Below are 13,390 nucleotides of genomic sequence, written 5' to 3'. Positions count from 1 at the left end.
TGGCGTTATCCTACGGCTGGGCTTTCCATCGGAAAAGCCGGAAATTTAGATGGCATCCATCGGATTAAACGAATCATGAGCCAACGTGGATTCGACCTGACGCAATTGCGTACCTTTGTCGCCGTCGCCGAGTCGGGCAGCGTGTCGGCAGGCGCGGACCGGGTGTTCCTGTCGCAGTCGTCGGTCAGCGAACAGTTGAAGAAACTGGAGGAACGTGCGGGCCTGCCGCTCTTCGTGCGCAGCAAACAAGGCGTCAGCCCCACGCCCGCCGGCAGCCGGCTGCTTGAGCATGCGCGACGCATCATCGCAATGAGCGAGGCGGCGTTCGAGGATGTGCAGGGCCGCTCGCTCGACGGCGAATTGCGCATCGCGATCACCGACTATTACCGGCCGCACGACATCGCACGCATCCTGAAAACGTTTTCGGAGCAGCATCCGCGGCTGAAGCTGCATGTGACGGTGCTGCCGAGCGCGGTGATCGACAGCAGCGCGGAAGGCGACGCCTCCTTCGACATCGGCCTGTCGCTGCGGCTCGGGACCGACGCGACCCGCGCCGGCAAGCGGCGCGGCGCCCCCGCGAGCACGGTCGTGCGGCGCGAGAAGCTGTTGTGGGTCTGCGCGGCCGATACGACCGCCCGGCCCGCCGCGCCGTATCCGCTGGTACTGCTGCCGTCCACGTGCCAGTTGCAGCGCTTCGTCGTCAAACTGCTCGACGAGCACAAGGTCGCGTATCTGGTGTCGCACTCGGCGTCCGGCGTGGCCGGTCTGCAGTTGGCGCTGCGGGCCGGGCTCGGCATTTCCTGCCTGAACGAATCGGCGACGGGCGGCGGCGTGATGCCCTGCCCGCCTGGTGTGGATTTACCCCCGCTTCCGCCGGTCGAGTTTCATCTGCTGCCGGGACGGCCTGGCGAAAGCGAACTCGTCAGCAACGCACGAATCGCGTTGAAGCAGTTGTTCAGTTGAAGCGATTGAATGCGCGCCGACATTGAAAGCGCGCAAATCGCCACCTATGATGATTTGGTATTTCCGTCCAACGCGCTTTTATCCGCTGTCGATATACCGGCTCGAATTCCGCGACGCGCCGCACGTTATCCGACGTTCGCAGCGCCCCTTGAAGCGTCTCGCCTCGCAGCCCGAAACCCGCCGCCCGCCGGCGCATTCACGCAGTTCATTGTGTTAAGTCAAGCAATTGCTTCGCGGTAGCGAATCAACACCCCGCAGTCCCGCTCGAGTTCGTTACGATTCGCCGCTGGTGCAGTCGAAATAAAAAAGACTCGCAGAGCTGTCATGCGTCGCGTATTGGCGTATTGGCTCGTCCCGCCAACGCATGACGAATGCGTGAAAACATCCAGAAAAAAGAACGTTCCCCCAACGAGGCCTGGCGTGTATCGCAGAACTATCGGATCTTCGGTCCTGTTCGTGTTTTACGTCATGTGGAGCGGCGCGGCGCTGGCCGCCGGCGACGCATCCGGCGCGATGCCGTCGACCATGGACGAACGCGTGCGTGCCTGCACCTCGTGCCACGGCGTGCAGGGTCAAGGGTTGAACAACGACTACTTCCCGCGAATCGCCGGCAAACCCGCCGACTATCTGTTCAACCAGTTGAGCGCATTCCGCGACGGCGGCCGTACCTACCCGCCGATGGGCTATCTGCTCGCCTTCCTGCCCGACGACTATTTGCGCAAGATCAGCCAGTACTTCGCCGATCTGCAACCGCCCTATCCCGACCCCGATAGCACGCCGGTCGCGCCGGCCGTGCTCGCCGCCGGTCAACGGCTCGTCACGCAGGGCGATCCGGCGCGCAGGATTCCCGCGTGCATCGCCTGTCACGGCGAGCGCATGACCGGCACGCAACCGGGCATCCCAGGCCTGCTCGGTCTGCACGCGAGCTACATCGCCGGGCAGATGGGGACGTGGCGCTCGGGCACGCGCCACGCGCTCGCGCCGGACTGCATGCATTCGATCGCCGTGAAGCTGAGCGACCGCGACATCACCGCGGTCTCCAGCTGGCTCGCGCGCCAGCCACGTCCGGCCGATCCGCGGCCCGCGCCGGCCAGCGCTGCGCGTCTGCCGCTCGCCTGCGGGAGTCAACCGCAATGAAGCCGACACTTCGCGATCTCCTCAAACGGCGCGCGTCGATCACGCTGATGGGCGGCTTACTCGTGGCCGGCAGTCTGTCGCTGTCCGGCGTGCCACCTGTCTCGCTCGTCACCCAGGCGCGCGCCGCCGCTAATGCGTCGTCCGTAACTTCAGGCTCGGTCGCAAACGCCGCGAACGCAAACGCCGCAAACGCAAACGCAAACGCGAACGCGGGCGCCAACGGAACAGCCACCGCATCCAGCGACCTCATCAAGCGCGGCGAATACCTCGCCCGTGCCGGCGATTGCGTCGCGTGCCACACCGCGCCGCGCGGCAAGCTGTTCGCCGGCGGCCTCGCGATGGACACGCCGTTCGGCACGATCTACTCGCCGAACATCACGCCCGACGTGCAATACGGCATCGGCACCTGGAGCCAGGAAGCGTTCTTCAAGATGATGCGCACGGGCCGCCGTCCAGACGGCACGCTGATCTATCCCGCGATGCCGATCGCGCAGTTCACCAAGGTCACGCGCGCGGATTCGGACGCGATCTTCGCGTATCTGATGAGCGTGCCTTCGGTGCGCGAATCGAATCACCCGAACTCGCTGCGCTTCCCGTTCAATCAACGCAAGCTGCTGTACGGCTGGCGCACGCTGTATTTCCGCGAAGGCGAATATCAGCCCGATCCGACGAAATCCGTCGAATGGAATCGCGGCGCGTATCTGGTGGAAGGCCTCGGGCACTGCACGATGTGTCACAGCCGCATCAACATGCTCGGCGGCTCGTCGCAGAGCGAGCAGTTCGCGGGCGGCCTGATTCCGGTGCAGAACTGGTACGCGCCGTCGCTGACGTCGAACAAGGACGGCGGCCTCGGCGACTGGAGCGTGAAGGACATCGTCGATCTGCTGCAGGCCGGCATTTCGGATCGCGGCGCGGTGTACGGCCCGATGGCCGAAGTCACCTATCACAGCCTCCAGTACCTGAACGACGACGACGTCAAGGCGATGGCCGGCTACCTGAAGACGCTGCCCGACAAGAGCGGCCGCAAGTCGGGACCGACCGCGCCGACCAACACGCACGTATTCGAACTCGGCGCGAAGATCTACGCGGACAAATGCGCGCTGTGCCACGGCGAAAAGGGCGAGGGCCAGTTGCAGCACTACCCGCCGCTCGCCGGCAACCAGTCGATCGAAATGGACTCGGCCGTCAATCCGGTCCGGATCGTTCTCAACGGCGGCTTCCCGCCGGGCACGACGCGCAATCCCGAACCCTACGGCATGCCGCCGTTCGGCCAGGAACTGAACGATACCGATGCCGCCGCCGTCGTCACCTACATCCGCACGGCGTGGGGCAATCACGGCCAGCCCGTGAGCTCGCGCGAAATCAACGAGCTGCGCAAGGCACCGCTGCATTGAACCCTGCATTGAACCGCTGGACTGGAGAACCTCTCGATGGAAGCGAACGATACCCGCAGCGGCGCGCCGCCCACGGATGACGAAGTGGAACGCGTCGTCGCGGCCGGCCCGCACGGCGCCATCGCGGTCGCCGGCGTGGCCACGCTGATCGTGATGGCGATCTGGTTCGGCTTCTACTTTTTCGTGTTTTTACCGCGCGGCGTCGTGCACTGATTATGTCGACCGAATCCCGTCATTCACCCGGCGGCGGCCACGCCGTCGCGTTGCGCGCCGAACGGCGCTGGGCCATTTTCGCGGTCGCGCTGATCGTGCTGATGCTGGCCGTCATCGTCTATTCCGGATTGCATTGGGCGATGATGCCGCCGTCGCGCGTCGAAACGATCGACCCGTCGCGTCTGCAGCTATCCGGCGAATTCGTCGAGGACAACCTCGGCAGCGCGGTCGAAGCGGACGGCTCGGTGGTGGTGCGTTTCATCGCGCAGCAGTATTCGTTCACGCCGCAATGTCTGCTGGTGCCCGCCGACACGCCGGTGACGATCCGCGCGACCAGCGCCGATGTCGTGCACGGCCTGCTCGTCACCGATACCAACATCAACACGATGGTCGTGCCCGGCTACGTCGCCACGCTGAACACGCGCTTCGACGCGCCCGCCGATCACACCATGCCGTGCCACGAGTTCTGCGGCTTCGGCCATCAAACCATGTGGGCGCACGTCAAGGTGATCGACAAAGCCGCCTTCTTCGCGCAAGCCCGACAATCCCGGAGGCTGAGCTGTGTTTCACGCTAAGCGACTCGTTCTCGCCCATTTCTGGCTCGCCTTCATCGCGTTTCTGATCGCGCTCTTTCTCGGCGCGTGGCAGATGCTGGTGCGCAGTCCGCTGCTGCCGTGGGTCGGCGACCCGGAGCTTTACTACCGCTCGGTGACCGCGCATGGTTCGGTAATGGCCTACGTGCTGCCGACGCTGATCTCGATGGGCTTCGGCTACGCGATCGTCGAACTCGCGCTCGCGCAGCGCCTCGCCGGACTCAAGTGGGCATGGGCCGCGTTCGTCATGCTCGCGGTCGGCGCGGTGATGGCGATGGTGCCGGTCGCGCTCGGCCAGGCCTCGGTGCTCTACACCTTCTATCCGCCGATGATCGGCAGTCCCTTCTACTATCTGGGCGTGGTGCTGGTGGTGGTCGGCTCGTGGATCTGGGTCGCGCTGATGCACATCAATCTGCGCATCTGGAAGCGCGCGAATCCGGGCAAGCCGATTCCGCTCGCGATGTTCGCCAACGTGGCGGGCGCGTATCTGTGGGCCTGGACCGCCATCGGCGCGGCGCTCGAAATCCTGTTCCAGATCCTGCCGGTCGCGTTCGGCCTCACGAATACGATCGATGCGGGCCTGTCGCGCATCCTGTTCTCGTGGACACTGCACGCGATCGTCTACTTCTGGCTGATTCCGGCATATATCGCGTACTACACGCTGGTGCCGCGCGCGATCGGCGGACGGCTCTACAGCGATGCGATGGCACGCGTGTCCTTCATCCTGTTCCTCGTGTTCGCGATGCCGATCGGCATTCACCATCTGTTCGCCGATCCGCAGGTCGGCTCGGGCTTCAAGTTCCTGCATGCGGTGTTCACCGGCATGGTGTCGGTGCCGACGCTGCTGACGGTGTTCACGATTTGCGCGTCGGTGGAAATCGCCGGGCGTCTGCGCGGCGGCAAGGGCGCGTTCGGCTGGCTCACCGCGTTGCCGTGGCAGAACCCGATGATGCTGGTGATCGCGTTTTCGTTCGTGATGCTGGGGCTCGGCGGGGCGGGCGGCCTGATCAACATGAGCTATCAGCTGAACTCGACGGTGCACAACACGCAGTGGGTGACCGGGCACTTCCACCTGATCTTCGGCGGCGCGATCGTCATCATGTACTTCGCGATTGCCTACGAGCTGTGGCCGCAGTTGACCGGCCGCGCGATCGTCTCCGCGAAACTGGTGCGCACGCAATTGTGGCTGTGGTTCGTCGGCATGATGGTGGTCACGCTGCCGTGGCACTACGTCGGCCTGCTCGGTGCGCCGCGCCGCATGGCCTACTACGACTACAACATGGCCGGCATGCAGGGGCAGGCGTTCTGGGTCGGCATGTCGGCGGTGGGCGGGCTGATTCTCGTCGTGTCCGGCGTGCTGTTCATCTACATCCTTGCAAAGTCGCAGTTCGGCGCTTCGGTGCAGCAGCAGGCACCGCAGGCGTTCCGGTTCGCGAGCGCCGTTCATCCGGTCGAGCGCGTGCCCGCCGCGCTCAACAGCTTCGGTTTGTGGGTCGCGTTGATGATCGGCCTCACGGTCGTCAACTACAGCGTGCCGATCGTGCAATTGCTGAAGTTGCCGCAGACGTCGGTGCCGGCTGTCATCGTCGGAGCGCAGCGATGAATCAGGAACGCGTCTTCAGCTTGCGCAACCCGTGGTTCACGCTGAGCGTGGGCGGGACGCTCGCGATCGCCGCCGTGAGCATTCTGATCGGCTTTATCTGGCTGCCGTCGGCGAGCAATGCGTTCGGCGACCGCAGCTTGTGGGCGACGATCTGCAGCGCGGCCGGTGCGCCATCGAGCTGGTATGCCGGCCCGAATATTGCCGGTCCGGCGCCAAGCGAGGTGGTCGTGTTGCCGCCGCTGCGGCGCGCGAAGGCCGACGCGGATTCGATCGGCCGCGGCGCGACCATCGCGACGCAGAACTGTTCGATGTGCCACGGCGTGCAGGGTCCAGCCCAGGTCACGGCGCCGGCTTTGTCCGGGCAATACGCGGAAGTGGTCTACAAGGAGTTGCGCGACTTCCAGACCGGCATGCGCCAGAGCGCGGTGATGCAGGCGATCATCGCGTCACGCAGCGAGCGCGATCTGCACGATCTGGCCGCGTACTACGCGTCGCTGCCGAAGCCGCCCGCGGCGGAACTGATGCCGCCCGGCAGTCAGCCGGACGCGAATGCGGTGAAGCTTGCGATGCAAGGCGATCCGCAGCGCAATATCGCGCCGTGCGCGGCGTGTCACGGCCAGCTGGATCGCAAGGGCGCGGCGCCGTGGCTGGGCGGACAGTCGTCGGTTTATCTCGTGACACAGTTGCAGGCTTTTGCTTCTGGCGCGCGTCACAACGACATCAACGAACAGATGCGCAACGTCGCGCGTCAAATGACGCCGCAGGAAATCGACGGCGTCGCGAAGTATTACGCGACGATGCAGTAACCGTCGTGGGCCCGGTTTCAGCCGGCGGCGAGCGCTTCTCTCCCGCTTGCCGCCGATGCGACCGGCTCGCCATGACGTGCAGCGGATCGCGCGAACGAAGAAAGCGCAGCGCCCGATCCACCCAACCCGCCCGCCCCGCCGCTCGTGCGGAACACCGCAACCGCCGAGGTCAGCTTGCGTGCCTGCTCTTCCAGCGAACCCGCCGCCGCGGCCGCCTGCTCGACCAGCGCGGCGTTCTGCTGCGTGACCTCGTCCATCTGCGCGACCGCGAGATTGACCTGATCGATGCCGGTGCTCTGTTCGAGCGCCGCCGACGCGATCTCGCTCATGATCGAACTCACGCGGGAAATCGATTCGACGATTTCGCTCATGGTCGAACCCGAACGCTCGACCAGTTGCGAGCCGGCCTCCACGCGCGCCGTCGATGCATCGATCAAGCCCTTGATCTCCTTGGCGGCCGCCGCGCTGCGTTGCGCGAGCGAGCGCACTTCGCTCGCCACCACCGCGAAACCACGTCCCTGTTCGCCGGCGCGCGCCGCTTCGACGGCGGCGTTCAGCGCGAGAATATTGGTTTGGAACGCGATCCCTTCGATCACGCCGACAATGTCCGCGATCCGCCGCGAGTCGTCGACGATGCCGTGCATCGTGCCCACCACCTGCTCGGTGAGGTCGCCGCCCTGCGCGGCCAGCGTCGATGCGCCCTGCGCGAGCGAACTGGCCTGCTTCGCATTGTCGGCGGTCTGCTTGACGGTGGAGGTCAACTGCTCGATGCTCGCCGCCGTTTCTTCCAGCGACGCGGCCTGTTCCTCGGTCCGTTGCGACAGATCGGTGTTGCCGGCGGCAATTTCGCTGACGCCGGTATCGATCGCCTCGGTGCCCTGACGCACCGAATTGACAGTCGCGATCAGCGAATCCTGCATCTTGCGCAGCGCCGCCGCGAGACGGCCCATTTCGTTGTTGCTGGTCACGTCGATGCGGCTCGTCAGATCGCCGTCCGCGATGCGCTGGAATTGCGCGATGGTCGCGTCGACCGGATTGACGATCGCGCGCACCAGCACCGCCCGGCCGATCAGCGAGAACAGCAGCGACACACCGATGCCGACCGCCACCACGATACAGATCGCGTAGAACAGATTCTGCGCATCCTGATAGCGCTGCGCGCCGTGGTCGAGCTGCAGTTGTTCTAGCGTGAGCATCGACTTTTCAAAGTTGCTGTAGAGCGTCGGCAGCTTGTGCGCCTGCAATTGCTGGAAGGCGGTCTTGTCGCCACCCTTGAGCGCGGCGAGCGCCGGCTCGACACCGTCGTGCAGGAAGGTATCGCGCTTGTCCAGCATGTCCTTGATCAGCCGCTGTTCGTCGGCGTCGGTGCTGGCGCGGCTCACATAGTGGGCAAGCCGGTCGTTGGAGGCTTTCTGATACTGATCGAAGCGCTTGAGCACCGCGTTCGCGCCGTCCTGGTCGTTCAGATCGACCAGCGACGCGTACGTCGCCAGCGCGAGCCGCAGACGCAGCAACTGCCCAGCGCTGCCTTCGAGATCGGCGACGGCCGGCGTGTCCACCGTGTACATCTGCTGCAGCGACGCGTTGCTCGAGCGCAGCGACAGCAAACCGGCGGCGGCGCCGGCCAGCAGCACGACGCCGAACAACACGATCATCAGGGTAAGGCAGGTGCGAATCGACAGATTCTTTAGCATCGGGCGGGTCTCCATTGGGCTGCCTGACCGACTGTTCAGTGCTGCGCTTCGGCCACGCGTGCTGCGCCCAAGCTCGTCCGGCCAGGTCCGCAACAACTATTATCAAAATTTAAGCGAATGCCACAGAAAAGGACTACGGCCGGTTTACAAAAAACTTTATGGTTGCGGGACTACCCGGCTGTTCGCCGCGTCGCGGTTGAGGGAGAGTGGCGGGGTGAGATTCGACGGAGCATTGCCATGGTGGAGATAGGCTCGTCCGTGCTGGTCTTCTGCTTGTTGCTCGCGACGACCAGTGTCGGCCTGTGGGTGCGGCCGCTGCTGCATGAGGCGCATCGGGCGCACGAAACCGTGCAGTTGATCCAGTTGGTGATCGGCATGCTGGTGACGTTCGCCGCGCTGGTGCTGGGTCTGATGACGGCGTCGGCGAAGGCGAGCTTCGACACGACCTCGAACGACATGCGCGCCTATGCGGCCGATCTGATCGAACTCGACACGACCTTGCGCGAATACGGGCAGGAAACGGCGCCGGCGCGCTTGCTGCTGCGTCAATACACGGCGGCCGCGATCGCCTCGACCTGGACCGGCGAGCGGGCGCCCGCCGGCGATTACTATCCGAAGGATGTCGGCAGTCAGGACAATTCGCAGAGTCTGGAGAATGTACGGCTGGGCGACATGCTGACCGCGGTCGGGCGCAATCTGCGGCAACTGCGTGCGCGCGATCCGCTGCAGCAACGCGCGCTCGACGACAGCCTCACGCAATACCGGCGTATTGTCGACGCGCGCTGGAAACTGATCGAGGAAGCGCACAGCTCGATCTCGCAGCTATTTTTCACGACGCTGACCTTCTGGCTGTGCGTGATCTTTCTGAGCTTCGGCCTGATCGCGCCGCGCAACGCGCTGACCATCGTGACGATCTGCCTGGGCGCGGTGTCGATCGCGTCCGCGGTCTATGTGATCGTCGATCTGGACACGCCGTTCACCGGGCCGATCGTCGTGTCCAGTCAGCCGATGCGCGATGCGCTCACGCACCTGAACCGGTAATCACTCCGCGATCATCTTCTCCCGCGCCCACGCCACGGCCGCGCGCGCGGGCGCGACGCCGGTCGCATTCACGCGTTCGGCGAGGTCGAACACGCGCGGACCGATCTGCGCGACTTCGGCCAGCACCGACGCTTCTTCCGCCGATCCCAGATATTCGCGCACGCAGCTGATGATGCCGCCCGCGTTCACGAGGAAGTCCGGCGCGTAGAAAATGCCGCGCCGATGCAGCGCGTCGCCTTCGGCGAGCGACATCAGCTGATTGTTCGCGCCGCCCGCGATCACCTTGAAGCGGCAATGCTCGGCCACTTCAGCGGTGATCGAACCGCCCAGCGCGCACGGGGCGAACACATCCGCCTCGACGCCGGCGATCAGCGCGATGTCGACCACGCGCGCATTGAACAACTCGGCGGCGCGCGCGGTTTTCGCGGCGTCGATGTCGGACACGATCAACTGCGCGCCCGCCTGATGCAGACGCTCGCACAGATCCCAGCCCACCGAGCCGAGCCCCTGGAGCGCGACCGACACGCCGTCGAGCGACTTGCGGCCCAGCGCGGCGTCGACCGCCGCCTGCAGGCCGATGAACACGCCGTATGCGGTACGCGGCGACGGGTTGCCGCCGTAGACGTCGCCCGAGCGCGGAATGCCGCTCACGTAACGCGTTTCGCTCTGGACCGCGCGCATGTCGTCGGCGGTGGTGCCGACATCCTCGGCGGTCAGGTAGATGCCGTCGAGCGATTGCACCAGCCGGCCGAACGCCTTGAACATCGCGGTACGGTCGAGCGTGTGCGGCTGGCGCAGGATCACCGCCTTGCCGCCGCCGAACGGCAGATCGGCGAGCGCATTCTTGAACGCCATGCCTTGCGACAGACGCAGCGCGTCGTTGTAGGCCTCGTGGTCCGACGCGTACTGCCAGTAGCGGCAGCCGCCGAACGCGGGGCCGCGCGCGGTGCTGTACACGGCGATGATGGCTTGCAGGCCGGTGGCGGCATCGGTCGCGAGTACGACGCGTTCGTGCGCGGGTTCGCCGTGAATGCCGAACAGCGTGCCGGCGGCGGTGGTCGTGAGTCGGTCCATCTGGGTCCTTCCTCGTGGGCAGGTCGATTGAATGGGAGCGCACGGCGGTAGCCGCGCGCGATGCCGGATGCAAGCCGGATCGCGGCCGCATGCGGAGTCGACACGAGACGCAAGGGAGAGGCGGGAGACGCGTCTCGGTCAGCCGCAAGAGTTTAGGCGGACAAATTCGGGGATTTGTTCTGATTGCCGGGCCATGCGACTGACATGGCAGAATGATCGACTGCCGGATTATTATTTCGAAGACGATTCGTCTCCCAGCCGATGGTGCAATGCGCCAACTCTCCAGGAACCTCATGCCACTCGATGCCATCGACCAGCGCATCCTGCGCGAATTGCGCCAGGACGGGCGCCTTTCGAATGCGAAGCTTGCCGAGCGCGTCGGCCTGTCGGCGACGCCATGCTGGAATCGCGTGCGGGCGCTCGAGGAGGCGGGTGTGATCGAAGGCTATGCGGCGTTGCTGAATCAGAAGGCGCTGGGCATACCGGATACCGTGATCATCGAAGTCACGCTCGACAAGCACGATGAGCGGACGCTGGAGCGTTTCGGCGACGCATTGGTCGATCTGCCGGAAGTGGTCGAGGCGTTTCTCGTATCCGGTGAATACGATTATCTGATCAAGGTGGCGGTGGCCGGCACCGAGGGCTACGAGGAGTTTTTGCGGCGCAAGCTTTATCGGCTGCCGGGATTTCAGAATAGCCGGTCGATCTTTGCGTTGCGGTGTTTGAAGCGAGGGGTGTCGGTGGAGGTTTGAGGGGGGCCATCCGCCCTCGATCCATGCAGCACGAAGCGCCGCTACTTGCGGACGTCCAGTCCGCATGAAGGATCGAGGGCTTTCCCGCTCAAGTTGCGCGTGGCTGCGCAAGGTCGCCCTTCCGGTCATCGCGCGCGAGCGGCAGCCAAAGCGTGAAACGCGTGCCGGTCGAACTGGCCGCCCATTCGATCGTGCCGTCGACGGCTTGCGCGCGACGCAACTGATTGCGCAAACCATGCCCCTTGCCGGCACCGAGCGCTTTCTCGACATCGAAGCCTTGACCGTTGTCTTCGACAACGACCCGCACGCCGGTCACGTCGGCAGCAGTGCCGACCCGGATTTCGCTGGCACGCGTGTGCGCCAGCACGTTCGCAATGCTCTCCTGGACGATGCGCAGAATATGCAGCGCGCTGGACGGATCGAGCCAGGGCAACGTCGGCAGCTTTTGCACGTCCCAGCGCAATGTCACGCCCGACCGTTCGAGTCGCGGCTCCAGCCGGAAACGCAGCGTTGCCAGCAGCAGCAGGAGATCCGCCTCGACCGGCTCCATCGAGTCGATCGTCAGCTTCAGATCGTCGAGACAGCTCTTCAGGATTTGCGACACGTGCGGACTGCTCGCGTCGCCGCGCTCCACCGAGCGAATGGCGCTGATCAACGACGAGCCCAACCCGTCGTGCATGTCCTGCATCAGCCGCTGGCGCTCGTCGCTGATCGTGCGCTTGAGCTCGGCTTCGCGCAGCAGCCGGTGGCTCTCTTCGAGCTCGTCTTCGCGCGCTTGAAGCCGTTCCGCGAGACTCACGTTGATCTGCTCGACCTCCGCGATCGCCGTGACATAGCGCCGGTAGATCAGCAGACCGAAGATCGCGAACGTGACGGCATTCATGTACGCCCCGAGAAACCATCCTTCCAGGCTCACCACGTTGTTGTACATCGCCCAATCGGAGATGCCGAGCACGATGCACAGGCTCACGCCCGTCGCCACCAGCCGCGCTTCACGCGAACGACGCCAGCCGGCCAGCACGCCCGCGACACCGACCACCGCACCGATCACGATCTCGACGGCATAGATCAACGGAACGATGACGGGCGTATTCGGCAGTACCGGCAACACCGCGATCAGCGGCAGCGTAAGTATCGTGATCGATCCGCTTACGCCGACGACAGCGTAAGTCAGCCACTTGAACGGCCGGCCGTGCGTCTGGCACAGAAAGAAATGCACGACCACGATCATCCACAAAAGCGCGTTGATGGTGACCCACGCGAACCAGTCGTCGGTGATCGGCAATCCGGCGTAGTAGTGAAGATGCGCGACGAACGATGTGGCCGCGAGGTTGAAGAAAAGCAGATAGCCGGTTTCGCGGCGGCGCCGCAACCATACGAACAGCGCGAAGCCGCCGACCATCAGGAACGCCGCGCTGAGCGTGGCGGGCAACTCGCGCTGCAGCCATTGGCGCATCACGTAGCGGCCGCGCAGCGCGTCGGCCGTGCCGAGCCAGAGCGAAGCGAGGCCGACGTCCGTGACACGCGTATGTGTCAGGCGGACCAGAATTTCGGCGGGCGGCGCGGCGCCATCGGGCCGGTCGAGTTCGATCCAGAGCGGCGTGAACAGGCTGTTCCAGAGCGGCCCCTGCCGTTGCGCGCGATAGACGAGACGGCCGTCGGCGTAGATCGCGACAGTGCCGTCCGTCTTGACGCGGCTACCGTATAACACCAGCGGGCCAGCGGGCAGGTGCGTTGCATGCGTCGTCACCCGGATCCAGGTGACGCTGTCTGGCATGTCGGCATTGGCCGGTGAATCGCTTGAGCTTGAGCTTGAGCTTGAGCTTGAGCTTGAGCTTGAGCTTGAGCTTGAGCTTGAGCTTGAGTTTGCACGCGTCGGTGCAGGCAGCGCCCGCGGCAATCCGGTGCGCTGCCATGCAGCGGACAACGCGCGGCTATCGACCGTCGGCGGCGGCACGGCAGCTGCGCTCGTCGGCAGCGTTATCCACTCCGCTTCGGTCAGATGCTCGCGCGCGTCGGCACGCTGTGGCGTTGCGCCCGCGGCATACCACATGGCCGCGCCGACAAGCAGTGCAATGGAAACGAGGAACAGCATTCCGGCAAGGACCGGGGCCGTGCGC

General features: G+C 65.0%; 12 protein-coding genes. 9 read left to right on the top strand and 3 right to left on the bottom strand.

Translation table 11 applies throughout. The features are described 5' to 3' along the window. The first annotated feature begins 75 nt into the window (after window positions 1–75). The 7 genes from LFL96_RS02290 to LFL96_RS02260 all read left to right on the top strand — a co-directional run bounded on the left by LFL96_RS02290 (window position 76) and on the right by LFL96_RS02260 (window position 6,709). On the top strand, window positions 76–963 hold the full coding sequence (locus tag LFL96_RS02290; RefSeq protein ID WP_280997573.1) for a LysR family transcriptional regulator: 888 nt from the start codon (window positions 76–78) through the stop codon (window positions 961–963). 420 nt (window positions 964–1,383) lie between these two features. Further along, window positions 1,384–2,100 (top strand): c-type cytochrome, encoded by a 717-nt coding sequence (locus LFL96_RS02285; protein WP_280997571.1) that lies wholly within the window; start codon window positions 1,384–1,386, stop codon window positions 2,098–2,100. After that, window positions 2,097–3,494, top strand: coding sequence for a cytochrome c (locus tag LFL96_RS02280; protein ID WP_280997569.1), 1,398 nt, complete (start codon window positions 2,097–2,099; stop codon window positions 3,492–3,494). The genes LFL96_RS02285 and LFL96_RS02280 overlap by 4 nt, the downstream gene beginning before the upstream one ends. A 36-nt stretch (window positions 3,495–3,530) precedes the next feature. Further along, window positions 3,531–3,707, top strand: coding sequence for a hypothetical protein (locus LFL96_RS02275; protein ID WP_167444571.1), 177 nt, complete (start codon window positions 3,531–3,533; stop codon window positions 3,705–3,707). Window positions 3,708–3,709: 2 nt separating this feature from the next. After that, window positions 3,710–4,282: a cytochrome C oxidase subunit II gene (locus LFL96_RS02270; RefSeq protein ID WP_280997568.1), complete on the top strand. Its 573-nt coding sequence runs from the start codon at window positions 3,710–3,712 to the stop codon at window positions 4,280–4,282. Continuing rightward, complete coding sequence (locus LFL96_RS02265) at window positions 4,269–5,903, top strand: b(o/a)3-type cytochrome-c oxidase subunit 1 (RefSeq protein WP_280997566.1); 1,635 nt, start codon at window positions 4,269–4,271, stop codon at window positions 5,901–5,903. The genes LFL96_RS02270 and LFL96_RS02265 overlap by 14 nt, the downstream gene beginning before the upstream one ends. Continuing rightward, window positions 5,900–6,709: a c-type cytochrome gene (locus tag LFL96_RS02260; protein WP_280997564.1), complete on the top strand. Its 810-nt coding sequence runs from the start codon at window positions 5,900–5,902 to the stop codon at window positions 6,707–6,709. Before LFL96_RS02265 ends, LFL96_RS02260 begins: the two co-directional genes overlap by 4 nt. A gap of 17 nt (window positions 6,710–6,726) precedes the next feature. Here the strand turns inward: LFL96_RS02260 and LFL96_RS02255 are convergent, their stop codons facing one another. Next, window positions 6,727–8,403 carry a methyl-accepting chemotaxis protein gene (locus LFL96_RS02255; RefSeq protein ID WP_280997562.1) on the bottom strand — a complete coding sequence of 559 codons (1,677 nt, stop codon included), beginning with the start codon at window positions 8,401–8,403 and terminating at the stop codon, window positions 6,727–6,729. Window positions 8,404–8,640: 237 nt separating this feature from the next. On the opposite strand from LFL96_RS02255, the gene LFL96_RS02250 reads away from it, so the two are divergent. Continuing rightward, window positions 8,641–9,444: a hypothetical protein gene (locus tag LFL96_RS02250; RefSeq protein WP_280997560.1), complete on the top strand. Its 804-nt coding sequence runs from the start codon at window positions 8,641–8,643 to the stop codon at window positions 9,442–9,444. On the opposite strand, the gene LFL96_RS02245 is transcribed toward LFL96_RS02250, so the two are convergent. Beyond that, a complete protein-coding gene (locus tag LFL96_RS02245; protein ID WP_280997558.1) occupies window positions 9,445–10,518 on the bottom strand; it encodes a Glu/Leu/Phe/Val dehydrogenase dimerization domain-containing protein in 1,074 nt (357 codons plus the stop codon). A gap of 293 nt (window positions 10,519–10,811) precedes the next feature. Here LFL96_RS02245 and LFL96_RS02240 point away from each other — a divergent pair, with 293 nt between their 5' ends. Beyond that, window positions 10,812–11,270 (top strand): Lrp/AsnC family transcriptional regulator, encoded by a 459-nt coding sequence (locus LFL96_RS02240; RefSeq protein ID WP_281000880.1) that lies wholly within the window; start codon window positions 10,812–10,814, stop codon window positions 11,268–11,270. Between the two features lie 88 nt (window positions 11,271–11,358). Here LFL96_RS02240 and LFL96_RS02235 read toward each other — a convergent pair whose 3' ends face one another. After that, entirely contained in the window at window positions 11,359–13,365 is a 2,007-nt protein-coding gene (locus LFL96_RS02235; protein WP_280997556.1) for a sensor histidine kinase, read from the bottom strand. Window positions 13,366–13,390 lie beyond the last annotated feature (25 nt).

It is taken from the genome of Paraburkholderia sp. D15 (assembly GCF_029910215.1).
Classification (GTDB): domain Bacteria; phylum Pseudomonadota; class Gammaproteobacteria; order Burkholderiales; family Burkholderiaceae; genus Paraburkholderia.
The sequence above is the reverse complement of the archived record's forward strand: the minus strand, read 5'-3'. Positions and strand labels throughout refer to the sequence as shown.